Genomic DNA, 24,688 nt, shown 5'->3' on the forward strand with positions numbered 1-24,688 from the left:
GCCCGCCTGCGCGCTAGCTGAGCGTCATGAGCCCGCAAAAGACCATATCCCCCCGCGCCTGGGCCGAGCTGATCCTGCTCGGCGTGATCTGGGGCGGATCGTTCCTGTCGATCCGCATCGCCCTGGATGAAATCCCCGTTGTCACCCTGGTGCTGCACCGCTGCGGCTGGGCGGCGCTGTTCCTGTGGGCCGTTGTGCTGCTGATGCGGCTGCCGGTGCCCAAGGAGCCGCGGATCTGGGGCGCCTTCCTGGTGATGGGGCTTTTGAACAACGTGATTCCCTTCGGGCTGATGGCCTGGGGGCAGCTGCATATCGAAACCGGGCTGACCTCGATCCTGAATGCGGCGACGGCGATTTTCGGGGTGATCGTGGCTGCCCTGGTGTTCGCTGACGAGCGGCTGACGGCGCGCAAGGCGCTGGGAGTAGGGCTTGGGTTCCTGGGCGTGGCCACGGCCATCGGGCTGGAGCAATTTGCCAATTTCGACATCCGCAGCACCGCGCAGCTGGCGGTGCTGGCGGGCACGGTTTCCTATGCCTTTGCCAGCGCCTGGGCACGGCTGAAACTGTCCGGCCTGGCGCCGCAGGTGGCGGCGGCGGGGATGCTGACCGGCTCCACTTTGTGCCTGGTGCCGGCCGCGCTGCTGATTGACGGCGCGCCTGCGCTGGCGCTGGAGACGGGCACCTGGATCTCCATCGCCTATTTCTCGCTGATCGCCACGGCCGGGGCCTATCTGCTGTATTACCGGGTGCTGGGGCTGGCGGGCAGCGGCAATCTGATGCTGGTCACGCTGATCATCCCGCCGGTCGCCATCGTGCTGGGCGCATGGGTGCTGGGCGAAGCGCTGAAGCCACAAGCCTATGCAGGCTTTGCCCTGCTGGCGGCTGGGCTGGCGGTCCTGAACGGCAAACCCAGCTTGCGGCGCAAGCGCGCACGGAATTGACCCAGCCCGCGCAGACGATTAGCAAGGCCTGAAACCTTCAGGGACTTGGAACTTCCATGCTTTACTCTTCCGCACAGGACTGGCGCGACGCCCCCAGCAAACGGGTGCTGTTCTTTGGCATGTCCGGGCTTGGCAAAACCTATGTCAGCAACGTCCTGCGCGGGGCCGGCAGCTGGTTTCACTATTCCATCGATTACCGCATCGGCACCCGCTACATGGGCGAATACATCGCCGACAATGCCAAGGCCGAAGCGATGAAAGTGCCGTTCCTGCGCGAGCTGCTGCTGACGGATTCGATCTTCATCGGCTCCAACATCACGTTTGAGAACCTGCGCCCGGTCTCTGCCTATCTGGGCAAGCCCGGCGATACCGCCAAGGGCGGACTGCCGATTACCGAATACAAGCGGCGGCAGGAACAGTTCCGGGTTGCCGAGATCCGCGCGCTGCTGGACACCGAGTATTTCGCGGACCGGGCGCAGCAGCTCTATGGCTACCCGAATTTCATCTGCGACACCGGCGGGTCGATCTGTGAATGGGTTGATGCCAACGACCCGAACGATCAGCTCCTGTCGGAGCTCAGCAAGCACACGCTGATGGTCTGGATCAAGGGCAGCGAGGAGCACACCGCAGAGCTGGTCCGCCGCTTTGACCGGGCGCCCAAGCCGATGTCCTACCAGCCGGAGTTCTTGAACCGGGTCTGGCAAGAGTATCTTGACAAAAACGGGGTATCCGAAGCGGATGTTGACCCCGATGCCTTTATCCGCTGGACCTATGCCCAGGCGCTGGCGCACCGCCAGCCGCGCTATCAGGCGATGGCGGACAACTGGGGCGTGACCGTAACCGCCGACCAGATCTCGGCCGTCAAGGATGAGGCCGGTTTCGTGGATTTGATCGCCTCGGCCCTTGAGGCCCGCGGCTAACCGGCTTATCTGACAACCTCCGCTATATCGCACAACTTTCCGCAAATCAGGATACTGACATGCCCATCAAGATCCCCGCAGACCTGCCCGCCTATGACGTTCTGACGAACGAAGGCGTGATGGTCATGTCGCCGGATCAGGCGGCGCGTCAGGACATCCGGGCCTTGCGCATCGGGCTGCTCAATCTGATGCCTAAGAAGATCCAGACCGAGAACCAGTTTGCCCGGCTGATCGGGGCGACGCCCTTGCAGATCGAGCTGAGCCTGATCCGGATGACCGAGCATCAGACCAAGAACACCGCGGCTGAACACATGGAGGAGTTCTATCACTCCTTCCAGGAAGTGAAGCACGAGAAGTTCGACGGGCTGATCATCACCGGCGCGCCGATCGAGCATCTGGACTTTCCCGAGGTGACCTATTGGGACGAAATGCGCGAGGTCTTCGAATGGACCCAGACCAACGTGCATTCGACCTTTGGCGTCTGCTGGGGCGGGATGGCGATGATCAACCACTTCCACGGCGTGAAGAAGCACATGCTGGACCACAAGGCGTTCGGCTGCTTCCGGCATCAGAACCTGGCGCCGGCCTCGCCGTACCTGCGCGGGTTCTCGGATGATTTCGTGATTCCGGTCAGCCGCTGGACCGAGATGAAGCAGGCGGAGGTCGACGCCGCCGAAGGATTGAAGACGCTGCTGGGCAGCGACGAGGTCGGCCCTTGCCTGATCGAGGACAAGGCGCACCGGGCGCTCTATATCTTCAACCACTTCGAATACGACAGCGATACGCTGAAGCAGGAATACGACCGCGACGTGGCCAACGGCACCCCGATCAACGTGCCGGGCAACTACTATCCGGACAACGACCCCAGCCGCCAGCCGCAGAACCGCTGGCGCAGCCACGCGCATCTTCTGTACGGCAACTGGATCAATGAGATCTATCAGACGACGCCATATGACCTGGATGAGATCGGCTGCTAGAATGCTGGTCTGGGCGGGCCTTGCAGCGGCGGCAGGGGCTGCCCTCACCCTCTGGCAGGCGGGCCGGCGCGAGGCCGCGGCTGAGGCCCGCCACCCGCCGCAAGGGCAGGTTCTGGTGGTGGGGTCCCACCGCGTGCATGTGGTGGAGATGGGCCGGCCCAGGGGCAGCGCCCGGATCTGGTGCTGCTGCACGGCTCCAGCGGCAATTCGCGCGACATGACCTTCCGCCTGGCGCCGACGCTGGCGGAGGAGTTCCGCATCCTGATCTTCGACCGCCCCGGCCTGGGCTATTCCAGCCCGCTGAACGGCAGCGGCGCCACCATCCGCCAGCAGGCAGACCTGCTGCGCCAGGCCGCGGCGCAGATGGGGGCGGAAAAACCCATTGTGCTGGGGCAAAGCTATGGCGGCGCGGTGGCGCTGGCCTGGGCGGTGGATCATCCCGAATGCGTCTCGGCGCTGGTCTCGGTGTCCGGGGTCGCCTACCCCTGGACGACGCCGCTGGATCCGCTGTACCGCGTCACCTCCTCGCGCTTTGGCAGCATGGTGGCGGTGCCCCTGCTGGCGGCCTACGTCCCGGATTTCGTGGTGAGCCGCTCCTTGCAGGAAATCTTTGCCCCGCAGGCGGTGCCCGAGGGGTATGCAGAGCACTTCGGCACCCGCCTGTCGCTGCGGCGCGGCTCCCTGCGGGCCAACGCCCGGCAGCGCGCGAACCTGCTGGAGGAGGTGACCGAACTTTCCCGGCACTATGGCAGCATCACGGTGCCGCTGGAGGTCATCCACGGCAGCGCCGACGATCTGGTCAGCCCGGCGCTGCATGCCGAGGGATTGGCGCGGGATGTGGATGCGGCACGGCTGACCCTGCTGGAAGGGATCGGCCATATGCCGCAGCATGTGGCGACTGAAGACGTTGCCGATGCCGTCCGCCGCGCAGCGCGCCGCGCACATTTGCGTTAAAGCGATTCACATTCCATACTGCCTTCCCATATAAGGGTTTGAGGACAGGAGGGTTTTACATGCAGCTGCCATTTGACGGCGCAATCAGCGCCTATTTTGAAAGCGGCGCCCCCAAGGACATCCGGACAGCCATCGAAAAGGCCGGCAAGGATGACATTCTGAACCCCTCTTACCCGCATGCCGAGCGGATGGGCCGCAAAGACTATGAGAAAGAGATCAAGGCGCTACAGATCGAACTGGTCAAGCTGCAAGCCTGGGTCAAGGCCTCGGGGCAGCGGATCGCCATTGTGTTCGAAGGCCGCGATGCAGCCGGCAAGGGCGGCACCATCAAGCGGTTCCGCGAGAACCTGAACCCGCGCGGCGCCCGGGTGGTTGCGCTGTCCAAACCCACCGCTGCCGAGCAGAGCCAATGGTATTTCCAGCGCTACATCGAACACCTGCCTGCGGGCGGGGAAATCGTTTTCTTTGACCGCAGCTGGTACAACCGCGGGGTTGTCGAAAAGGTTTTCGGCTTTTGCACGGACGAACAGCGGGAGCGGTTCTTTCAGCAGGTCAACGGGTTTGAACAGGCGCTGGTGGATGACGGCATCAGGCTGTTCAAGCTCTGGCTCAACGTTGGCCGGGCAGAGCAGCTGCGCCGCTTCATTGCGCGGGAATCCGATCCGCTGAAACACTGGAAGCTGAGCTCGATTGATGTGCAGGGCCTGGCGAAATGGCATGAGTACACCGCGGCAATTTCGGAGACTTTCGAACGCAGCCACAGCGAGGACGCCCCCTGGACTGTGGTGCGCTCTGATGACAAGAAGCGCGCACGGCTGCAGGCAGTGCGCTCTGTTCTGCAGGGCATTGAATACGCTGAAAAAAACGCTATGGACTTGGGCAAGATAGACAATTCGATTTGCGGAGGCCCGGATATCTGGGATGCCTAAACGCGGTTATCATCACGGCAATCTGCGCCAGGCCCTGGTCGAGGCCGCCCTGCAGCTGATCGAGGCGAAGGGGCCGACCGGCTTTACCCTGTCGGAAGCCGCCAAGCAGGCGGGTGTCACCCCGGCAGCGGTCTACCGCCATTTCGAAGGCCGCGAGGATCTGATCGCGGAGGCCTCGCGCCAGGGCTATGTGATGTTTGCCGACCTGATGCAGCACGCCTATGACAAGTACCAGCCGTCGGCGCTGGCGGCGTTTGAGGCGACGGGACGGGCCTATCTGGCCTTTGCCCGCAAGCATCCCGGCCATTACATCGCCATGTTCGAAAGCGGGATTTCGGTGAACCGCACGCCGGAACTGGCGGATGCCGCTGCCCGCGCCCGGGGTATCCTGGAACGCGCCGCTGCGGATCTCAGCCAGCATATTCCGGCAGAGAAGCGCCCGCCGGCCTCGATGTTCTCGGCGCATGTGCTGGCGATGAGCCACGGGGTGGTGGAACTGTATGCGCGCAATTCCCCCGGTGCGGCCTCGCCCTTTCCGCCGGAGGATCTGCTGGAAAGCGGTATCGGTATCTACCTGCGCGGTTTGGGTCTGATTGCGCCGGACAGCTAGAACCGGCTGCTGGGCTGCGGTGCGCTCAGCTCATCACCGACGTTGACCAGGTTCACCTCGCCGATGCCCTTGATGTCCTCCGGACCGATGTCGGTGACATGGAATTCCTCTGACAGGGCGTCTTTCATTTCCTCCGGCGCCACGATTTTCATCGGATTGGCAAAGACTTGCAGGCGGGACGCGAGATTCACCGCCGGACCGAAGACGTCGTAGACGTATTTCTGGATGCCAACCACGGACCCGACGGCAGAGCCGGTGCCAAGGCCGATCCGCGCCTCCCATTTGTGCTGGTGGCTCTGGTTGCGCCGGTCCAGATAGCGCAGGAATCGGGTGGCGCAATGGGCCACCGCAGTGGCGTGATCCGGCGCCGGTTCCGGCATCCCGGAAACAGCGAGGTAGGCGTCGCCAATGGTCTTGATCCGCTCGCAGCCGTATTGCTCGACGATGCGGTCGAAGGCGGTGAAGATGTCGTTCAACTCCCCCAGGGTGACGGTCGGGTCGGTTCGGGAGGCGAAATCGGTGAAGTTCACGAAGTCCAGCATCACCACCGACACCTTTGGATAGAGCTGCGGGGTGACCACGCCGAAGGTCTTGAACTCCTCGTAGACCGAACGCGGCATCAGGTTGAGCAGCAGCCGCTCCACCCGCTCCTTCTCGCGCTCCAGCTCGCGGGTGTTGCGCTCCACCATGGTGGAATAGCTGTCGATCATGCTCTCCAGTTCGCGGATGCGGGTGATGTTCTGGCATTCCACCACCAGCAGCGCCTCATTCCGGTGGCTGGCCTGGGAGATGTTGATGGCAAAAACCAAGGTGCGGCGTTTGCGCTTGATCTTCAGCTCCGCGGAATAGCGCAGCCCCTCGTCGCACAGCGTGCCCAGGTCCTCCGAGCTTAGCCCGTCGATGGCGTCGGTCAGCGCCGCGCCGTCGCCCGGGGTTCCGAACCATTCCGCAAACGGCTGATTGTGAAAGACAAACCCGAGGTCTGAGGCCCGCACGACAGCCACCCCGACGCCGATGGCACGCAACAGCTGTTCATTGATGGCAGCGATGCTCATGCCGCTTCCCGGGTGACGATAATACTGCGTTTGCTCTCGATGGCGTTAAGGGTGGTGCGGATGTCCGGCTCTGACAGACCATGCTGTTCCAGCGCTTCTTTCAGCAGCGCACCCATTTCGTCGAAATCTTCATGGGTGATGCCCAAGGCCTTGTGCACCGCTTCCAGGCGCTCGTCGCTGAAGGAGGCCGGCCCGCCCAGAAGCGAGGAAATGAACTTGGTCTGGTGGTCAATGAGCCGCGCCATGTCCACATCGGCGAAGTAATCGCCGATCTGATCGGAATCCAGTGCCATCTCGTAAAAGGTCATCACGACCCGGCTGATGGCGCTGAACCCGCCGTATTTCTCGTAGATGGTTTGCGGCATGACAGCTGTCCCCCAACAGGAAGCGGTCTGCCCATGTTACGCCAATTTTTTAAAAAAGTTAACGCCCGGGGGGCGACAGGGCAGCCCGGGTCGGAAATCAGCCTGCAAACCTGGGTGCTTCACGGCCTTCCGCGGTCAGGCTGCGCTTTCATTAGAAAAGGTCACCAGATCGCTGACAATGCACTGCAACCCCTCGATCAGGTCCACGGTGGGCTGCGTTGACAGCAGCGGCGCCATTTCCTGGATCAGCGGCAGCGGCAGATCCCACCAGCGCAATTCCAGCAGTTTCTTGCAAACCTCATCATCAAAGCGTTTGCGCACTAGCTGCGCCGGGTTGCCCGCCCAGATTTCATAGGCGCCCACATCACCGGTCACGGTGGCGTTGGGGCTGATGATGGCGCCGTCACCGATTGTCACCCCGCCGAGCAGTGTTGTGTTGGCGCCGATCCAGACATCGTTGCCGATCACCACATCCTGCCCGCCTTGCCGCGGCGCATGTGTTTCGGCACCGCCCAGATGCTCCGTGAAAGCTTCGCCAAAGGGGAAGGCCGTGATCCGGTCCAGCGCCGGGGACTGATCCAGCATCACCCGCACGCCCCGGCTGATTGAGCAGAAGGAGCCAATCGCCACATTGGCACCGCCGCCCTGCCCCTCAATTTCCATGTCTTCATAGCCATGGGTAAACCGGCCGATGTCCAGCTTGCCGTTGCCGATCGGGGCAGTCTTGAAGAGTTCCGGTGATGCCATTGTTTTTTCTGCCTTCCGTTGCCCATTCCAGAAATTCCGGGCCAGCCTAAAAAAACTTTCTAAAAGAAGCCTGAAAAATTTCCCGAAAGCCGCGAAGGCAAAAAACAGAAAAGGGCCCGCCAGCGGCGGGCCCTTCCAAAACCATATGGTCCCAGCTTAACGCTTGGAGAACTGGAACGAACGGCGGGCTTTGGCCTTACCGTATTTCTTACGTTCCACAACGCGGCTGTCGCGGGTCAGGAAGCCGGCAGCTTTCAGCGCGCCGCGCAGCGACGGATCGTACAGCTGCAGGGCTTTGGAAATGCCGTGCTTGACCGCACCGGCCTGACCGGACAGGCCGCCGCCCTTGACGGTGGCGTAAACGTCGAACTGGTCTTCAACGCCGGCAACCTGGAACGGCTGGCGCAGGATCATCTGCAGCACCGGACGGGCGAAGTACTTGTTCAGCTCTTTGCCGTTCACCTCGACCTTGCCGGAGCCCGGCTTGATCCAGACGCGGGCCACAGCGTCTTTACGCTTGCCGGTGGCGTAGGAGCGGCCCAGTTCGTCACGAACCGGCTCACGCACGATGGTTTCTTCAGCCACTGCTTCCACACCGGTTGCAGCTGCGAGCTCTTCAAGAGTGTTGATCTGATCAGCCATCGGTATCAGCTCCGGGTGTTTTTCTTGTTCATGGATTTGACGTCCAGAACTTCAGGTGCCTGGGCTTCATGCGGGTGCTCGGCACCGGCATAGATACGCAGGTTGGTCATCTGCTGGCGCGACAGGCGGTTGCCCGGCAGCATGCGCTTGACAGCCTGGAACACGACGCGCTCCGGGTGTGCACCTTCCAGGATTTCCTGCTTGGTGCGCGACTTGATGCCGCCCGGGTGGCCAGTGTGCCAGTAGAAGTGCTCGTCGCGCTTCTTGCCGGTCATCTGCACCTTGTCGGCGTTGATGATGATGACGTTGTCGCCCATGTCCATATGCGGAGTGAACGAGGCTTTGTGCTTGCCACGCAGGCGCATGGCAACGATCGAGGCAAGACGGCCCAGAACAACGCCCTCGGCGTCGATCAGGATCCACTTCTTCTCGATGTCTGCCGGAGTAGCAGAGAAGGTTTTCATGGCAGGTCAATCCTGTTTGTCGTGAAGGCAGAATCCCATAGGTCATCAGCCTGAATTCGATGGACGGGGTTTACGGGCATCCCCAGCCCCAGTCAACACCGTCAAACAAGATTAAACTCATTAAAATCAATAGGTTAAAAAATAGGTACAATAATACCCCAAAAAATCACACGCTGATCTGCTCCGGCGGGTTGTCCAGGAGGGAACGCAAGCGCAGCATCGCCTCCTCGAACTGCTTGAGCGGCACATGCGCGTTGATGGCAATGCGCACCGCGTGGGGCGCGCGGCCGTCGCGCAGCGCAAACTCATCCGCTGATCGGATCTGCACCCCGTTGGCCTCTGCCGCGCGGGTAAAGGCGGCGGCACGCCAGCCGGACGGCAGCTTCAGCCAGAGGAACGGAACCTCCGGGTTCCAGGTCAGGTCGAAGCCGCCAAGCGCATTGACCGCCACCCGCACGTATCGGGCCATTTCGTTTCGCACGCTCTGAACCAGCCCCGGCAGCCGCGGATCGGTGAGCAGAATCCGCACCAGTTCCGCCAGCGGCTGCGCCAGGCCGAAATAGCCGTATTCCGCCACCCGCCGCAGGTCCGCCGCCCGCCCCTCCGGCGCCAGGGCGAAGCCGACGCGCAGGGCCGGGGTCAGGATCTTGGAGATCGAAGAGACATGCCAGGCCAGTTCCGGTGCGAGCGCACGGTAGCTGGGCGCCCGCGATTCCCCCAGGCGGTAGCAGTCATCCTCGACGATTTGCACGCCATGGCGGCGGGCGATGCGGACAATCTCCTTGCGGCGCTCCAGCGGTGTGAAAAGCCCGGTGGGATTGTGCACTTCGGGGCTGGTGCAGATAACCGAGGCACCGGATTTGCGGATCGCCAGCTCCATTGCGTCCGGACGGATACCGTGCTCGTCCATGGCCACCTCAACCACCTGCGCCCGCAGCAGTTCCGCCGCGCGACGGAAGCCGGCATAGGTCAGATCCTCGACCAGTATCACCGGCTGCGAACCCGTCAGGATCGCCTGCAGCACCACCAGCAGGCCGTTCTGGCCGCCGTGGGTCAGCACCACATCCCTTTCGCTGACCGGGCCGACCGGTGCCTGCGCAATCCACTCAGCCGCTGCCTGGCGGACCGGACGATAGGCATCGCGGGTCGGGTAGTTCAGGAAGTTCCGCGCTTCGCCTTCTGCCACCTTGTGCAGCGCCTCGCGCACCGCGGCCACCTGCCCCATGTCGGCAATCCGCGGGCTGAACAGGCTGACATGGCCGGGATCGCGCGCCTCCAGCAGATGCAGCTCCCGCGACCATACGTCATCGGGCACCGGCTTTTTCTTTTCGGCTACAAAGGTACCGCGCCCGACCTCGGCCTCCAGCACCCCCTCATCGGTCAGAATGCTGTAGGCCCGGGCCACGGTGCCGGGGGTTATGCTCAGCTGATACGCAAGATCGCGGACCGGCGGCAGCTTTGTACCAATTTTCAGGCTTCCCGCCTCAACAGCTGAGCGGATTGTATCTGCGACCTTTTTATACTTGGGACCTTTTGTCTCACCCAGGGTCTGCGGCCAAATTGTACCCATTACAATCCATCCTTGGACAATGATGCACCCCCTTTGTATCAAAACGCCACGACAAATCAACAGGATTGTATCAACACAATACGAAGGAAGCCTCCCATGGCACAGCACACGCAAATGGCACAATCGAACATGTCCTTTCTGAACAGCCGCCCGGCCCTGCCGGTGCTGGCGCAATGGGCCGTCTCCTTTGCCGTGCTGGTGACCAAGTGGAGCCTGCGCCATCGCACCCGAACCCATTTGAAACACCTGAGCGAGACGCAGCTGAAGGACATCGGGCTGACCCGTGAGGACGCCCATTATGAAGCCACTCTTCCGTTCTGGCGCCCGTGATCCCCTGGGCAATAGAACAACCTGACGGCCGGGGCATGCCCCGGCCTTTTTTGTTTCGCCGCCGCCTGAAGGATCTGAAGCCGCGCAACCGCGGTGCGGGAAATCCGCTCTTGGCCCGCCCCCTGCTTCTTGCTAGGCGCAGCGGGACGAAACCAGATTTGGCAGATTTGATGCAGCGCGACCCCATTCTTGTTGTTGACCGCGAGACCGGTGAGACCTTTGAAGAAGCGGTGCTGGGCGAAAAATGGATCCGCTGGGCCTATCAGAACGCCAGCGCCAGGCCGGTGGAAAAGCTGCTGTTCCGCTCTTCCCTGGTCAGCCGGCTGATGGGTGCATGGTTCGACTCGCGGTTTTCCAAGAGCAAGATCACAGCAGTGATCGATGAGCTGTCGATTGACATGAGCGAGGCCACCGCCCCGGCAGACAGCTATGGCTGCTTCAACGACTTCTTCGTCCGCAACCTGAGGCCCGAGGCCCGCCCATACAGCGCGGACCCTCAGGACGTCGTCTCCCCCGCAGACGGCCGGGTGCTGGTGTTCCCGGAACTGGCTGAGGACGTGTTTGTCCCGGTCAAAGGCTACCCGATGTCGGTGCGCACCATGCTGCCCGGAATCGCGGAGCGCTTCATCGGCGGCGCACTGGCGATCGTGCGGCTGTGCCCGGCGGACTACCACCGCTACCATTTCCCCGCCGCAGGGCGCATCACTGCGGCGCAGGACATCCCCGGCGCGCTGCATTCGGTGAATCCGATTGCACTGGGGGCCGGTCCCGATGTTTTCGGCGAGAACAAGCGGACCTGGACGCTAATCGAAACCGCGACGCTGGGCAGCTACTGCTTTGTCGAGGTTGGCGCCTTTGGTGTCGGTTCCATCGTCAACACCCGCACGTCGGGTGCGGTGCAGAAGATGGACGAGAAAGGCTATTTCAAGTTCGGCGGCTCCACCGTGGTGGTGGTGTTCGAGCCGGGCAAGATCCGCTTCTCGGACGATCTGGTTGCCAACAGCGCTAAGGGGCGGGAAACGCTGGTCAAGGTCGGCCAGCCGCTCGCCACCGCCCTGTGAAACCTGTTCCCTAGCGCTTGGGCGGGATTGAATAGGTCATCGAGGCGCGGGCCACCGGCTCCGCCACGCCCTCGGAATAGATCAACACATCCGCCACCGCCAGAACCCGGCCCAGCTTCAGAAGCCGTGCCTCGCCGATCAGGTCCGCGCCGGCCGCGGGCTTGCGCATGAAATCGAGCGAGCAATTGGTTGTGACCGCCAGTGCCTCCTGTCCCAGATGCGCCAGAATCAGCGCATAGACCGCGCAATCCGCCAGCGCGAACATCGACGGGCCGGACACCGTGCCGCCGGGCCGCAGGTGCTTCTCGGCCGTCAGCAGCCGCATCCTGAGATGGTTTTCCTCCATCGTTTCGATGGCAAAGTCATCCCGCACCTGCGGGAAAATTTCATGCAGGTATTCCGTCAGACCTGCGACATCAAATGCCAGTGCCATGCTTTCCCTTTCCGTTCGCCCCGCCTAGAGTTGCCCCCGGATTTGCGAGGAGGGCAAGATGGCAATTCTGGAACGTCACGACACGGGCGCAATTGCCCGGCTCACCATGAACACGCCGGAAAAGCTGAACGCGCTGTCGGACGAGATGCTGGCAGCACTTCAGGATCAGATCGACGCCCTGCGCGAAGACAGCCGCATCAAGGTAGTGATTCTGTCCGGCACCGGCAAAGGGTTCTGCGCCGGCCATGACATCAAGCAGATGACCGCTGGCCGCGCGTCAGAGGACGGCGGCAAGGCGTATTTCCAGGACCTGTTCGCACGCTGCACCAGCGTGATGACGGGGCTGCAGTCCCTGCCGCAGCCAGTGATCGCCCAGGTCCACGGCATAGCCACCGCGGCGGGCTGCCAGCTGGTTGCCTCCTGCGATCTGGCCGTTGCGGCAGAGGCCACCAAATTCGGCGTCAACGGCGTGAACATCGGCCTGTTCTGCTCCACCCCGATGGTGGCCCTGTCGCGCAATATCCCGCGCAAGCAAGCGTTTGAGCTGCTGACCACCGGCGAATTCATCGACGCCGCCCGCGCCGTCGAACTGGGCCTGGCCAACCGCGCTGTGCCGCTGGAGGAGCTGGAGACGGAAACCACCAGGCTGGCCGAAACCATTGCCGCCAAGCTCGGCGCGGCGGTGAAGATCGGCAAGCAGGCTTTTTACGAGCAGCTGCAGATGCCGCTGGACCAGGCCTATGCCTATACCAGCGGGGTGATCGTCGAGAACCTGATGTACCGCGACACAATCGAAGGCATGGCCGCATTTATCGAGAAACGCCCGCCCGATTGGCAGGAGTGAAATTTTCCGAAAATTTACGGAAAGCTTTAGTCTTTGTTTACCATTGGGAACGTAATGTTTCCGTAATAGGCCAAATGACCGCCTTTCAATTCTGGCGGAAAGATGGCAAAGATTGGGCACGGCCGCTGAGCAATCACCGGCCCGCACAATTTGGGCTGCTGCTGCGGAAGGGTCCCTCCAACCGGTTCTCTCACCCCGGTGATCCATACCCGCAGCGGCGGCCCCAAATTTCCCCAACCGGTACAGACAGGCCGCAGCAGGCCATCCGCCTGCGCAACACCCAAGCCTGTTGCACGCGCCCGCCCCCTGCCCTATGTGGCGGGCATGACAGATCATTCGGCACAAACACTGCATATCGTGGGCGGCGGCATGGCCGGCTCGGAAGCGGCCTGGCAGGCGGCAAACATGGGCGTACAAGTGGTGATCCACGAAATGCGCCCCAAGGTGGAAACCTTTGCCCACCAGACCGGAAACCTGGGCGAAATGGTCTGCTCCAATTCCTTCCGCTCGGATGATGACGAGCAGAACGCAGTGGGCCTCTTGCACTGGGAAATGCGTGCCGCAAACGGACTGATCATGACCACTGCGGATGAGCACCGCCTGCCAGCCGGCGGCGCCCTGGCCGTGGACCGCGACCCTTTTGCCGAAACGGTGACCTCCAAGCTGAAAGCACACCCGAATGTTACTGTTTCTTATGAAGAAATCACTGAACTGCCCACCGAAGGCCACTGGATCTTTGCCACCGGCCCGCTGACCTCGCCGGGACTGGGCAAGGCAATCCAGGCAGAAACCGGAGCGGAAGCGCTGGCATTCTTCGATGCCATCGCGCCGATTGTCTATGCGGAAAGCATCGACATGTCGAAGGCCTGGATGCAGTCGCGCTATGACAAGGGCGAGACTGAAGAAGAGCGCACCGCCTACCTGAACTGTCCGATGGACAAGGACCAGTACGAGGCCTTCATCGACGCGCTGCTGGCCGCCGACAAGACCGAATTCCACGAAGGCGAAACCGCGGGCTACTTCGACGGCTGCCTGCCGATCGAGGTGATGGCCGAACGCGGCCGCGAAACCCTGCGCCACGGTCCGATGAAGCCGGTGGGCCTGACCAACCCGCACCAGCCGGAGGTCAAAGCCCATGCTGTTGTGCAACTGCGCCGCGACAACGCCCTGGGAACGCTGTTCAACATCGTCGGTTTCCAGACCAAGATGAAATACGGCGCCCAGACCGAGGTCTTCAAAATGATCCCCGGGCTGGAGAACGCCAGCTTTGCCCGGCTTGGCGGCATCCACCGCAACACCTTCATTAACTCGCCCACCCTGCTGGATGCGCAGATGCGGCTGAAGTCGAAACCCAACATCCGCTTTGCCGGCCAGATCACCGGGGTCGAGGGCTATGTGGAAAGCGCCGCAATGGGCCTTCTGGCGGGCCGCCTGGCGGCAGCAGAGATCCTGGGCCAGGACCTGCCGGAAGTACCGCAGGACAGCGCCATGGGCGCGCTGATCCACCACATCACCGGCGGCGCCGAGGCCAAGACGTTCCAGCCGATGAACGTGAACTTCGGCCTGTTCCGCCCGGTGGACGGCCTCAAGGGCGGCCGCCGCGGCCGCAAGGACCGTTACAAGGCTTATACCGACCGCGCCAAAGAGGTCTGGCAGGAGTGGCTCAGCAACTTTTCCTAGACGGAATGCGGCCATAGCGCCTAAGCTTATGGCATGTGCGAAAAGTTTCTGGACAAGGCATACGACCTTGAAACACCGGAAGCGACCCTGGAGCACTACAACCAGTGGGCCGCTTCCTACGACGCTGAGATTGCCGAAAACGGCTACGCGACACCGGGGCGGATTGCCCAGGCTTTGGCAAAATACCAAACCGACATGAGCGAGCCTGTTCTGGATTTCGGCTGCGGAACCGGTTTGGCGGGCCTCGCGCTGCGGCTGCAAGGGTTTGAAACGGTGGACGGCATGGAACCGTCGGAGGAAATGCTCACCCAAGCGCGCAGCAAGGACGTTTACCGCAGGCTGACGCGGATTGATGCGGCAGAGAAACAGCCGATCCCGCACGGCGCCTACCGCCTGATCACCGGCTGCGGCGTTCTGGGCACAGGCGCAGCCCCGCCAGCAATCTTCGACACGATCATGCATGCCCTGCCGCGTGGCGGATTGTTCGCCTTTTCCTATAATGATCATGCACTGGCCGACCATGCCTATACCGGCAAGCTCAATGAATGGCTGGACTGTTCAGCAGCGCGGCTGCTATTCCGGGAGCATGGGGATCACCTCCCCGGCATCAACCTGAAGTCCACCGTTTATGTAATTGAGAAAGCGTGACATTCACCACACGTTTCGCGCCGTCGCCAACTGGACCGCTGCACTTGGGCCATGCCTACTCCGCCATGCTGGCGCATGATATGGCTGCCGCAAAGGGCGGCACCTTTCTGCTGCGCATCGAAGACATCGACCAGTCCCGCGCTCGCCCCGAATGGGAAGCGCAGATTTATGAGGATCTGTCCTGGCTGGGACTCAGCTGGCCCACGCCGGTGATGCGCCAGTCAGACCGGCTGCCCCGCTACAGGGCTGCATTGGACCGGCTGACCGCAATGGGCCTCACCTATCCCTGCCGCTGCAACCGCGCAGATATCGAGGCTGCTGCCGGCGCCCCTCAGGAAGGCGTTCCGCAATTCGGCCCGGACGGGCGCATCTATCCCGGCACTTGCCGCAGCCGCTTGCCATCCGAGGCCACGGGCCAGGACGTGATCCGGCTGAACATGGAGAAAGCCGTCCGCGCCGCGGATCTGCGCAGTTTCACGGAGACAGGCCCGGAATCCCAGGGCACGCACGCCTTGGACCCAGATGCGCTGATCTCAGCCGTTGGCGACATCATTCTGGTGCGCCGCAACATGGGCAGCTCCTACCACCTGTCTGTGGTCGCGGATGATGCGGACCAGGGCATCACCCACGCAGTGCGCGGTGCCGATCTTTTCGAGGCCACCCAGATTCATGTGCTGCTGCAAAGCCTGCTGGACCTGCCCACGCCCATCTACCTCCACCATCACCTGATCCGAGACGAGAACGGCAAGCGCCTTGCCAAACGCGACGACGCCCGCGCCATTGCCAAGTACCGGGCCGAAGGCGCAACCGCTCAGGACATCCGCAAAATGGTGAGGCTGCCGCTTCTGTCCAGCTGAAGTATCCTCTGCCGGAAGCTCGGCCCGCAAGGGCGGTTGCCCGAGGCGCCGATTATTCCATCGGCTTCATCAGCTCGGTTTCTGCGCCATCCCGCACCGCGGTATAGAAACAGGTCCGCCGGTTGGTGTGGCAGGCCGCACCTGTCTGGCGCACCAGCGCCAGCAGGCAGTCGCGGTCGCAGTCGATCCGCAGGTCCACCAGTTCCTGCACATGGCCGGAGGTCTCGCCCTTGATCCAGAACGACTGCCGCGAGCGCGACCAATAGGTGACCCGGCCGGTTTCCAGGGTGCGCGCCACCGCATCGGCATTCATCCAGGCCATCATCAGCACCTCGCCCGAGGCTTCGTCCTGCGCAATACAGGGGATCAGCCCGGCGTCATTGTAGGTCAGGCTGGCGGGATCAAAGGACATGGCTAAAAACCTTTTGCATCTGCTGTTCGGCTCCCTATGTATGGGGAACCTGCAAAATGGGAAAGACCGGGAAAGCAATGTCTGGCGATAGTGATCTGATCAAGCTGTATTCCTCGCGCATTCTGGCGCTGGCAGCCGACATCCCGCATCTGGACCGGCTGCAGGCACCGGACGCCACAGTCAAGAAACGCTCGCCGCTGTGCGGCTCCGCCGTGACTGTCGACATCAAGGTTGAAGACGGCCGGATCGCGGATTTCGGACAGGACGTTAAGGCCTGCGCGCTGGGGCAGGCCTCTGCCGCGGTGGTGGGCGGCAATGTGATCGGACGATCGCTGCAGGAAGTGGAAACTGCCCGCAACCAGCTGAAGGCCATGCTGACCCAGGACGGCCCGGTGCCGGATGCGCCGTTTGACGGTCTGGAAGTGCTGCAGCCCGCGCGTGAGTTCAAGAACCGCCATGCCTCGATCATGCTGGCGCTGGAGGCGACGCTGGAAGCCATGCAGACTGCCGCCAAGGAGCAGTGCGCCTAAGGCCTGCCCCCGTCGCCGCTGCAAAAGTTGCAATGCGCTGTTCCGTGCCGGAACGGGAAACACACGCTTGCCTCCCCCATCTCAAATGAAAAAAACCGCCGCACATCCGGGCAGATGGCGGCGGCAGTCATGCTCTGCGGTGCGGGACCCGGGCGGGCCAGGCAGGATCTTGAGGCAATTCAGTCGAAGATCGGGCCGCGGGGGATCGGGACAGGCGGTTGATCCCTTGATCAGTCCGGGACAGGAAAGGGCCGACCCGGCACAGCAGAGGCATTCAGGAAAACGGTGCGGGGATCAGAACAGGCCCGGCAGATGCAGCGCCGCCACCAGCATCACCATCAGCGAGGCCGCGCCGATGGCGTCCTGCAGCAAGGTTGAATGGGCGTTTTGAATGGTGGTCTTGATCTGTGCAATCATGGCTCGGGCCTCCTCCAGTCTGTGTCGCTGCTCTCGGGCAATCTTTGTTGCCTCTTTGTTCTCATTTTTCGGAACACCTGTAAAGAACTTTTTGAGAACATTTGCGAACACAGGAGAACACCCAGGCGGAACAGCCGCGGAGATATAGCCTAACCCACTGAAATCAAACGGATCGCCTGATCCTGTTTCATCAGCCACAGGAGAACGCGCGCCGCCTTGCCGCGGTCGCCTTCCAGCTTGGGGTCGGCGGCCAGAAGTGCCCGCGCATCGCTTTGCACCACCGCCATCAGCCCGGCCTGTCGTTCCAGGTCCGCAATCCGGAATCGCGGGAGGCCGGATTGCGCGGTGCCGATCATATCTCCCGCCCCGCGCATCTGCAGGTCGGTTTCCGAGATCCGGAAGCCGTCCTCAGTTTCCCGCAGCACCTCCAGCCGCTTGCGGCCGCCTTCGGTCAGCGGCGGCTGATACATCAGCAGGCAGGTCGAATCGGCACTGCCGCGCCCGACCCTTCCGCGCAGCTGGTGCAGCTGCGCCAGGCCGAAGATCTCCGCCCGTTCGATCACCATGATCGAAGCATTGGGCACGTTGACCCCCACTTCGATCACCGTGGTGGCCACCAGAACCTTGGTTTTTCCTTCAACAAACGCCGCCATCGCCGCGTCCTTTTCGGCCGGCGGCATCTGGCCATGCACCAGCCCTACCGTGCCTTCGCCAAGGATGGCGCGCAGGTGCTTGAAGCGTTCTTCCGCCGCTGTCAGATCGCTCAGTTCGGATTCGTCCACCAGCGGGCAGACCCAGTAGCACTGCCGCCCCTCGGCAATCGCTTTGCGCAAGTGGTCCACCACCTCCTGCATCCGCTCTGTGCTGATGACGGCGGTTTTGACCGGCTTGCGCCCCGGCGGTTTCTCATCCAGCACCGAAACATCCATATCGCCATACTGCGCCAGTGCAAGCGACCGCGGGATCGGTGTCGCAGTCATCACCAGCACATCCGCGCCCTTGCCCTTTTCCGCCAGCTCCATCCGCTGGCGCACGCCGAAGCGGTGCTGTTCATCGACAATCGCGAGCCGCAGGTCGCGGAACACCACATCCTGCTGGAACACCGCATGGGTGCCGACCAGGATGTGTATATCGCCGCGCTGCAGCGCCTCCAGCTTGGCCTTGCGCTCAGAACCTTTGTCACGGCCTGTGAGGATCTCGATCACCACGCCTGCGTCTTCGGCCAGCGGTGCGAGGCCTTCCATATGCTGCTGCGCCAGAATGCCGGTCGGGGCCATCATCACCCCCTGCCCGCCTGCTTCAACAGCAACCAGCAAGGCCATAAAAGCAACCAACGTTTTTCCCGCGCCCACATCGCCTTGCAGCAGGCGGTTCATGCGCTTGTCTGCAGCCATATCGGCAGAGATTTCCTCAATCGCGCGGGCCTGCGCGTTGGTCGGACGGTAAGGCAGCGCCTTCAGGACACGGGATTGCAGGCGGCCTGTAGCAGCGCTTTGAATGCCGCGGGCCTTGCGCTCCCGCTGCCGGGCCAGCGCCAGGGTCAACTGGTGGGCAAACAGCTCATCATAGGCCAGCCGCGCCCGTACCGGCGTCTGCGGGCTGAGGTCGTCGGGGCCTTGCGGCGCATGGGCAGACTGCAATGCCTCGTGCCAGGCAGGCCAGTTCTCCCGCAGCATCTGCGCCGGGTCGATCCACTCTGCCAATTCCGGCATCAGCGACAGGGCGCTTTGCGCTGCCTTGTACATAGTCTTTTGCGTGACCCCGTGGGTCAGGCTGTAGACCGGCTCATACTCCGGGATCTCATGCGCCTCTTCCACCGGCAGCATGTGATCGGGATGCACCATCTGCGCCAGGCCATCGAACAGTTCCAGCTTGCCTGAGACCACCCGCCGGGCCCCCTCGGGCAGCTGCGCCTCCAGATAGCGGCTGCGGCCGTGGAAGAAGACCAGCTGAAATTCGGTCTCCGCATCCTCCACATGAATGCGGTAGGCGCCGCCGCGGTTGCGCGCTGGGCGGTGGCGGCCAATGGTCACCTCCACGGTCACAGTGGCGGGCAGCTCCACCCCGCGGATGGTATTGCGCCGCCGCCGGTCCACCACAGAATAAGGCAGCGAAAACAGCAGGTCGCGCGGTGTTTCTATATCGATCTGGCTGAGGTTCTGCGCGGTCTTGGGGCCGACACCCTGCAGGGTCTCAGCGCCGGCGAACAACGGAAACAGGATCTCAGGACGCCCGCTCATGCCTCTGCGATCAGCTCCAGCCAGCCGTCTTCGTCCAGAGTCCGGATGCCCAGCTCTGCAGCCTTTTTTGCCTTGGAGCCTGCACCTGGTCCCGCCACCAGAATGTCGGTTTTCTTGGATACCGAACCGGAGACCTTGGCCCCCAGTGCCTCTGCCCGCGCCTTGGCTTCGGCCCGGGTCATCTTCTCCAGCGTGCCGGTAAAGACCACAGTCTTGCCGGCCACCGGGCTGTCCGCGGCGGGGGCATCGGGCGGCACAATGGTCAGCTTGCCAACCAGCCGGTCAAACGCCGCGCGCTCCTCCGGGTTGGCAAAGGCGTCGGACAGGGACAGGCCCAGAACGGCGCCGATCCCATCCACACCGATGAGGTCTGACCAAGCGGCAGCAGCTTCCGCCGGGACATCGCAAGACGCCACGGCTGCCGCACGGGTTTCGGAAATCTTCGCGCGCCGACCCTCGTCAGCTGCCGCATGGCGCTCCGCCTCTTCGGCTTCATCCGCGGCCCGGTGCGCTAAGGCGGCCGGGCGGGCTGCGTCGATCGCATCCGCCATCGCCTGCCAGTCCCGGTAATGCAGTGCCAGATCGCGGCCTGCAACCTCGCCCGCGTGGCGGATACCCAGGGCAAAGATCAGCTTGGCCAGAGGGATGGTGCGCTTTTCCTCAATCGCCGCGAACAAGTTGTCAGCAGATTTTTCACCCCACCCTTCCCGGTTCTTCAGCTGCTGCAAGCCGGAGCCGTAATTCGCTTGCAGATCAAAGATATCTGCGGGCTCCCTGATCCATCCATCGCTGTGGAACTGCTCGACCTGCTTGGCGCCCAGCCCCTCGATGTCGAAGGCCGCGCGGGAGACTAAATGCTTTAGCTTCTCCACCGCCTGGGCCGGACAGATCATGCCGCCGGAACAGCGGCGCACCGCGTCGCCTTCCTCCCGTTCCGCCGGACTGCCGCACTCCGGGCAGATGTGCGGAAACTGAAATGGCTCGGCCTCAACGGGACGTTTGGACAGGTCCACATCGGCCACCTTGGGGATCACATCGCCTGCACGGTAGATCTGCACCCAGTCGCCGATACGGATGTCCTTGCCGCCGCGGATTTCCTCGCCCTTGGAGTCGCGCCCCTGGATGTAATCCTCGTTGTGCAGCGTGGCGTTCGACACCACCACCCCGCCAACGGTCACCGGGGTGAGCCGCGCCACCGGGCTCAGTGCGCCAGTACGGCCGACCTGAATGTCGATCGCCTCCAGCCGGGTCCAGGCGAGCTCCGCCGGGAACTTATGCGCAATTGCCCAGCGAGGGGTCGTGGAACGGAAGCCCAGCCGCGCCTGCAGCGCCAGATCGTTAACCTTGTAGACCACGCCGTCGATGTCATAGCCCAGCGTCGCGCGCTGTTCTTCGATGCTGCGATAATGGGCGATCATGTCTTCGGTCGCGGCGCACAGCCGGGTTAGCGGGTTGGTCTGAAAGCCCAGGGCTTCCAGCCGCGCAATTGCGTCCATCTGCGTTTCCGCCAGCGGCGCGCTCAGTTCCCCCCAGCTGTAAGCAAAGAAACGCAATGGCCGCGCACGGGTGATTTCCGCATCCAGCTGCCGCAAGGAACCCGCGGCCGCATTGCGGGGGTTGGCGAAGGTCTTGCCGCCGCGTTCTTCGTGCCGGGCATTCAGCGCCTTGAAGTCCGCATGGCTCATATAGACCTCGCCGCGCACTTCCAGCACTTCCGGAGCGCCCTTCAGCTGCTGCGGGATATCAGCAATGGTCCGCGCGTTGGCGGTCACGTTTTCCCCGACACTTCCGTCGCCGCGGGTGGCCGCCTGGATCAGCGTGCCGTTTTCATAGCGCAGGGACAGCGACAGCCCGTCGATCTTGGGTTCCGCGGTATACGGCAGCGCCTCCGTTGGACCAAGGCCCAGGTATTTGCGGATGCTGCGGTCGAAATCAGCGACGTCTTCATCCTCGAAAGCATTGCCCAGCGACAGCATCCGCACAGAATGAGCGATCTTTCCAAAACCGGAGACCGCAGGCGCGCCGACTGCGTCCAGCTGCGTGGCCGCTTCAGCAAGTTCCGGAAATGCCTCCGCCAACGCCCGGTAGCGGCGTTTCAGCGAATCATAATCCGCATCGCTGATTTCCGGCGCATCGTCCTGGTGATAAGCCAGGTCCGCAGCCCGCAGCAGTTCTTCCAGCCTCAGAAACTCTGCTCTTGCCTCTTCTGCCGTCAGGCTGGCCACGTCTTTTTCTGTCATTCCTGCCACGCGCGGTCCCTCTTCGTTCTCACCTTCGGTGATAAGGCGCCCTGCGCGCCGCGTCCAGCGCATCTGACAGCCCGCGTGTGCCGGGTGACAAAAACAAAAAGACCCGCCGAAAGGCAGGTCCTTGCAACCGGCGGCACATATTCATGCGCCGCCCGGGTGGTCTTCCTTTCAGGCGCCGACAGCCATACGGTGACCACCTGACATGTGATCCTCCTGCGGGTCGCGCAGCACATAGCCTCGGCCCCAGACGGTTTCGATATAGTTTTCGCCGTCCGTCGCGTTGCTGAGTTTCTTACGCAACTTACAGATGAAAACATCGATGATTTTGAGTTCCGGCTCATCCATGCCGCCATAGAGATGGTTCAGGAACATCTCCTTGGTCAGCGTGGTGCCCTTGCGCAGGGACAGAAGCTCCAGCATCTGGTATTCCTTGCCGGTCAGATGCACGGCCTTGCCGCCGGCCTCCACCGTCTTGGCATCCAGATTGACCGCGATCTTGCCGGTCTTGATGATCGACTGCGAGTGCCCCTTGGAACGGCGGATGATCGCATGGATCCGCGCCACCAGTTCCTCACGGTGGAAAGGCTTGGTCAGGTAGTCGTCCGCGCCAAAGCCGAAGCCCTTGATCTTGTTGTCGGTATCGTCGGCACCGGACAGGATCAGAATGGGGGTTTCAATGCGGGACATACGCAGCTGGCGCAGCACCTCATGGCCGTTCATGTCCGGCAGCCCCAGATCCAGCAGGATCAGATCATAGTCGTAAAGTTTGGCCAGATCGATCCCTTCTTCCCCCAAATCCGTCGTGTAAACGTTCAGGTTGGCATGGGTCAGCATCAGCTCGATGCTTTTTGCCGTGGTCGGATCATCCTCAACCAGCAGAATGCGCATATTATTTTCTCCGCCTGTACACTGTTTCCCTCAGGTCGCGTTAACCTTGGTGGAAAAAAGTTAATGCCTCGTTACCATGATGGTTAATTTGCAATTTCAACTCAAGGGCGGTCTGATCTATTTTGCGTCCTGATCACGGTATTTCTTAAGGCGTGTGGTTTTCAGGGCCTCTTCGCCATGGTCGGCAACTGCCGCAACCCAGCTGCGGAACTCCTCCTCGCTGAGGCCGTAGCGGCGCATCGCCTCCTTCTGCGGCAGCAGCCCGTAGAGCACGCCGCGCACAACCGCAGCCTTGCGCGAGGCCACCCAGCGCTTGGTGGTTTCCGGCGGCAAATCCGCCCGTGTCATAATTGTCCCGTCCGGCAGGGTGACTGCCCGCGGCCCGTCGACTTTCTTTAGAAACATCTTTCTTCCCTCTGAAGATCTTGTTCGTTGGGTCTGGCACCAGAATTTCCGAACAGGCTTAACGCCGCATGAACCACGCCCCTTGAGAGTCCTTAGGATTTTCATATATTCTGCGGCGCCTGCCCCCCTTGCCTTTAGGAGCTGCCCCATGGCGCTGGACCAAGATCTGGAACTGAACTCGCTCGGCTTTGCCAAACCGCCCTCGGAAACCCGGGTGGTTGTGGCCATGTCCGGCGGCGTCGACAGCTCTGTAGTTGCTGCATATTTGGCCGATCAGGGCTATGACGTGGTCGGCGTCACCCTGCAGCTTTACGATCACGGCGCGGCGCTGGCGAAAAAAGGCGCCTGCTGTGCGGGCATCGATATTCACGATGCGCGCCGCGTTGCAGAGGAGCGCGGCTTCCCGCATTACGTTCTGGATTATGAGAACATTTTTAAGGATGCGGTGATTGACGAGTTCGCCGACAGCTATCTGGCGGGCGCAACCCCGGTGCCCTGCATCCGCTGCAACGAGCGGGTGAAGTTCAAGGACCTCCTGGAAACCGCCAAGGACCTGGAGGCCGACTGCATGGCCACCGGCCACTACATCCAGCGCAAGATTGGTGAGCACGGTCCGGAGCTGCACTCCGCCGAGGATGCAAACCGCGATCAGAGCTATTTCCTGTTTTCCACCACGCCGGAGCAGCTGGATTACCTGCGTTTCCCGCTGGGGCATCTGCCGTCCAAGGACGCAACGCGAGAGATGGCGGCCCAGTACGGGCTCGCGGTGGCGGACAAGCCCGACAGCCAGGACATCTGCTTTGTTCCGGACGGCAACTATGCCAGCGTGATCGAGAAACTGCGCCCCGGCGCCGCTGAGCCGGGCGAGATCGTGCATTCCGACGGCCGGGTGCTGGGCAGCCACGAAGGGGTGATTCACTACACCATCGGACAGCGCCGCGGCCTGGGCATCGGCGGTCTCTCGGAGCCGCTTTACGTGGTGAAACTCGACGTCGACAAGAAGCAGGTCGTCGTCGGCCCCAAGGAACTGCTGGCGACCCGCACAATCCCGGTGCGCGAGATCAACTGGCTGGGCGATGAGCCTTTCACCAGCCGGGACGAATGGCATTTGAAGGTCAAGGTCCGCTCCACCCGCCCCCCGCGCGAGGCGATCATCCGGCCGCTCAGCGACACCACCGCGGAAGTGGAACTGCTGACCCCGGAAGAGGGCGTCTCCCCCGGCCAGGCCTGCGTGTTCTACGCCAACGAAGGCAGCCGCATCTTCGGCGGCGGCTGGATCTGGCGCGGCTACTGATCCCCTCCCGCCGGGTCAAGGGAGGCGCAGCCTCCGCGCGGCACGCGCGGCTTGCCCTTGACGCGGCATATCTTTCAAAATGGACTGCGCGCCAGAGGGCAGACCAGCCCTTAGGCGCTTCTCAGCAAAAAAAACGGCATTTGTGCTATTGCCAGCCCCCCGCGTTCTGCGACTGCGGGGCGGCACGCACCGCGCGGGCGCGCAGCGCCCGCGCCACCAGAAGCCG

At 62.5% G+C, this 24,688-nt stretch carries 28 protein-coding genes; 15 read left to right on the forward strand and 13 right to left on the reverse strand.

Translation table 11 applies throughout. The features are described 5' to 3' along the window. Positions 1–26: 26 nt before the first annotated feature. From AB1A62_RS17550 to AB1A62_RS17580, 7 genes are read left to right on the forward strand one after another with little or no spacing between them, the layout of a single operon-like run. Entirely contained in the window at positions 27–941 is a 915-nt protein-coding gene (locus AB1A62_RS17550) for a DMT family transporter (protein WP_366662766.1), read from the forward strand. Positions 942–997: 56 nt separating this feature from the next. Further along, positions 998–1,861 carry an ATPase gene (locus AB1A62_RS17555; protein WP_366662767.1) on the forward strand — a complete coding sequence of 288 codons (864 nt, stop codon included), beginning with the start codon at positions 998–1,000 and terminating at the stop codon, positions 1,859–1,861. 59 nt (positions 1,862–1,920) lie between these two features. Further along, on the forward strand, positions 1,921–2,838 hold the full coding sequence (metA, locus tag AB1A62_RS17560) for a homoserine O-succinyltransferase (protein WP_366662768.1): 918 nt from the start codon (positions 1,921–1,923) through the stop codon (positions 2,836–2,838). After that, positions 2,813–3,058 carry a hypothetical protein gene (locus tag AB1A62_RS17565; protein ID WP_366662769.1) on the forward strand — a complete coding sequence of 82 codons (246 nt, stop codon included), beginning with the start codon at positions 2,813–2,815 and terminating at the stop codon, positions 3,056–3,058. Before metA ends, AB1A62_RS17565 begins: the two co-directional genes overlap by 26 nt. Further along, complete coding sequence (locus tag AB1A62_RS17570; protein WP_366662770.1) at positions 3,055–3,792, forward strand: alpha/beta hydrolase; 738 nt, start codon at positions 3,055–3,057, stop codon at positions 3,790–3,792. The genes AB1A62_RS17565 and AB1A62_RS17570 overlap by 4 nt, the downstream gene beginning before the upstream one ends. Before the next feature lie 59 nt (positions 3,793–3,851). Continuing rightward, on the forward strand, positions 3,852–4,721 hold the full coding sequence (ppk2, locus tag AB1A62_RS17575; protein ID WP_366662771.1) for a polyphosphate kinase 2: 870 nt from the start codon (positions 3,852–3,854) through the stop codon (positions 4,719–4,721). Next, entirely contained in the window at positions 4,714–5,331 is a 618-nt protein-coding gene (locus AB1A62_RS17580) for a TetR/AcrR family transcriptional regulator (RefSeq protein ID WP_366662772.1), read from the forward strand. Before ppk2 ends, AB1A62_RS17580 begins: the two co-directional genes overlap by 8 nt. Here the strand turns inward: AB1A62_RS17580 and AB1A62_RS17585 are convergent. From AB1A62_RS17585 to AB1A62_RS17610, 6 genes are all read right to left on the reverse strand, one after another. Further along, the gene (locus AB1A62_RS17585) at positions 5,328–6,386 is read right to left on the reverse strand and encodes an adenylate/guanylate cyclase domain-containing protein (protein WP_366662773.1); all 1,059 of its coding nucleotides are present in this window, start codon (positions 6,384–6,386) and stop codon (positions 5,328–5,330) included. The genes AB1A62_RS17580 and AB1A62_RS17585 overlap by 4 nt on opposite strands. Continuing rightward, complete coding sequence (locus AB1A62_RS17590) at positions 6,383–6,751, reverse strand: group 1 truncated hemoglobin (protein WP_366662774.1); 369 nt, start codon at positions 6,749–6,751, stop codon at positions 6,383–6,385. Before AB1A62_RS17590 ends, AB1A62_RS17585 begins: the two co-directional genes overlap by 4 nt. Positions 6,752–6,886: 135 nt before the next feature. Beyond that, the gene (locus AB1A62_RS17595; protein ID WP_366662775.1) at positions 6,887–7,498 is read right to left on the reverse strand and encodes a CatB-related O-acetyltransferase; all 612 of its coding nucleotides are present in this window, start codon (positions 7,496–7,498) and stop codon (positions 6,887–6,889) included. A 156-nt stretch (positions 7,499–7,654) separates the two neighbouring features. After that, positions 7,655–8,140 carry a 30S ribosomal protein S9 gene (gene rpsI / locus AB1A62_RS17600; protein ID WP_366662776.1) on the reverse strand — a complete coding sequence of 162 codons (486 nt, stop codon included), beginning with the start codon at positions 8,138–8,140 and terminating at the stop codon, positions 7,655–7,657. A gap of 5 nt (positions 8,141–8,145) precedes the next feature. Beyond that, a complete protein-coding gene (gene rplM / locus AB1A62_RS17605) occupies positions 8,146–8,604 on the reverse strand; it encodes a 50S ribosomal protein L13 (RefSeq protein ID WP_174146423.1) in 459 nt (152 codons plus the stop codon). A 166-nt stretch (positions 8,605–8,770) separates the two neighbouring features. Then, positions 8,771–10,174: a PLP-dependent aminotransferase family protein gene (locus AB1A62_RS17610; RefSeq protein ID WP_366662777.1), complete on the reverse strand. Its 1,404-nt coding sequence runs from the start codon at positions 10,172–10,174 to the stop codon at positions 8,771–8,773. Between the two features lie 96 nt (positions 10,175–10,270). Between AB1A62_RS17610 and AB1A62_RS17615 the strand changes: the two genes are divergently transcribed. Then, positions 10,271–10,504, forward strand: a complete 234-nt coding sequence (locus tag AB1A62_RS17615) for a DUF1127 domain-containing protein (protein ID WP_366662779.1) — start codon at positions 10,271–10,273, stop codon at positions 10,502–10,504. 170 nt (positions 10,505–10,674) lie between these two features. Further along, a complete protein-coding gene (gene asd, locus AB1A62_RS17620; RefSeq protein WP_366662780.1) occupies positions 10,675–11,565 on the forward strand; it encodes an archaetidylserine decarboxylase in 891 nt (296 codons plus the stop codon). A 10-nt stretch (positions 11,566–11,575) separates the two neighbouring features. Here asd and AB1A62_RS17625 read toward each other — a convergent pair whose 3' ends face one another. Then, a complete protein-coding gene (locus AB1A62_RS17625) occupies positions 11,576–11,998 on the reverse strand; it encodes a PaaI family thioesterase (RefSeq protein ID WP_366662781.1) in 423 nt (140 codons plus the stop codon). 58 nt (positions 11,999–12,056) lie between these two features. Here AB1A62_RS17625 and AB1A62_RS17630 point away from each other — a divergent pair, with 58 nt between their 5' ends. The 4 genes from AB1A62_RS17630 (at position 12,057) to gluQRS (ending at position 16,027) form a co-directional block, all read left to right on the forward strand. Further along, positions 12,057–12,842, forward strand: a complete 786-nt coding sequence (locus AB1A62_RS17630; protein WP_366662782.1) for an enoyl-CoA hydratase — start codon at positions 12,057–12,059, stop codon at positions 12,840–12,842. A 324-nt stretch (positions 12,843–13,166) separates the two neighbouring features. Further along, on the forward strand, positions 13,167–14,522 hold the full coding sequence (gene trmFO / locus AB1A62_RS17635; RefSeq protein WP_366662783.1) for a methylenetetrahydrofolate--tRNA-(uracil(54)-C(5))-methyltransferase (FADH(2)-oxidizing) TrmFO: 1,356 nt from the start codon (positions 13,167–13,169) through the stop codon (positions 14,520–14,522). 33 nt (positions 14,523–14,555) lie between these two features. Beyond that, positions 14,556–15,170 carry a methyltransferase domain-containing protein gene (locus tag AB1A62_RS17640; protein WP_366662784.1) on the forward strand — a complete coding sequence of 205 codons (615 nt, stop codon included), beginning with the start codon at positions 14,556–14,558 and terminating at the stop codon, positions 15,168–15,170. Next, positions 15,167–16,027 carry a tRNA glutamyl-Q(34) synthetase GluQRS gene (gene gluQRS / locus AB1A62_RS17645; protein ID WP_366662785.1) on the forward strand — a complete coding sequence of 287 codons (861 nt, stop codon included), beginning with the start codon at positions 15,167–15,169 and terminating at the stop codon, positions 16,025–16,027. The genes AB1A62_RS17640 and gluQRS overlap by 4 nt, the downstream gene beginning before the upstream one ends. Positions 16,028–16,079: 52 nt before the next feature. On the opposite strand, the gene hisI is transcribed toward gluQRS, so the two are convergent. After that, on the reverse strand, positions 16,080–16,439 hold the full coding sequence (gene hisI / locus AB1A62_RS17650; protein WP_366662787.1) for a phosphoribosyl-AMP cyclohydrolase: 360 nt from the start codon (positions 16,437–16,439) through the stop codon (positions 16,080–16,082). Positions 16,440–16,516: 77 nt separating this feature from the next. Between hisI and AB1A62_RS17655 the strand changes: the two genes are divergently transcribed. Next, a complete protein-coding gene (locus AB1A62_RS17655; protein WP_366662788.1) occupies positions 16,517–16,969 on the forward strand; it encodes an iron-sulfur cluster assembly scaffold protein in 453 nt (150 codons plus the stop codon). A 294-nt stretch (positions 16,970–17,263) separates the two neighbouring features. On the opposite strand, the gene AB1A62_RS17660 is transcribed toward AB1A62_RS17655, so the two are convergent. From AB1A62_RS17660 to AB1A62_RS17680, 5 genes are all read right to left on the reverse strand, one after another. Beyond that, entirely contained in the window at positions 17,264–17,386 is a 123-nt protein-coding gene (locus AB1A62_RS17660; protein WP_019296173.1) for a hypothetical protein, read from the reverse strand. A 149-nt stretch (positions 17,387–17,535) separates the two neighbouring features. Beyond that, a complete protein-coding gene (recG, locus tag AB1A62_RS17665) occupies positions 17,536–19,626 on the reverse strand; it encodes an ATP-dependent DNA helicase RecG (RefSeq protein WP_366662789.1) in 2,091 nt (696 codons plus the stop codon). Continuing rightward, positions 19,623–21,866 (reverse strand): NAD-dependent DNA ligase LigA, encoded by a 2,244-nt coding sequence (gene ligA / locus AB1A62_RS17670; protein WP_366662790.1) that lies wholly within the window; start codon positions 21,864–21,866, stop codon positions 19,623–19,625. The genes recG and ligA overlap by 4 nt, the downstream gene beginning before the upstream one ends. A 177-nt stretch (positions 21,867–22,043) precedes the next feature. After that, positions 22,044–22,763, reverse strand: a complete 720-nt coding sequence (gene ctrA, locus AB1A62_RS17675) for a response regulator transcription factor CtrA (RefSeq protein WP_366662791.1) — start codon at positions 22,761–22,763, stop codon at positions 22,044–22,046. Between the two features lie 117 nt (positions 22,764–22,880). Then, positions 22,881–23,168 (reverse strand): DUF1153 domain-containing protein, encoded by a 288-nt coding sequence (locus AB1A62_RS17680; RefSeq protein WP_366662792.1) that lies wholly within the window; start codon positions 23,166–23,168, stop codon positions 22,881–22,883. Between the two features lie 148 nt (positions 23,169–23,316). On the opposite strand from AB1A62_RS17680, the gene mnmA reads away from it, so the two are divergent. Then, on the forward strand, positions 23,317–24,462 hold the full coding sequence (gene mnmA / locus AB1A62_RS17685; protein WP_366662793.1) for a tRNA 2-thiouridine(34) synthase MnmA: 1,146 nt from the start codon (positions 23,317–23,319) through the stop codon (positions 24,460–24,462). Positions 24,463–24,688: the final 226 nt, after the last annotated feature.

This window comes from Leisingera sp. JC11 (genome assembly GCF_040704725.1).
Taxonomy (GTDB): domain Bacteria; phylum Pseudomonadota; class Alphaproteobacteria; order Rhodobacterales; family Rhodobacteraceae; genus Leisingera.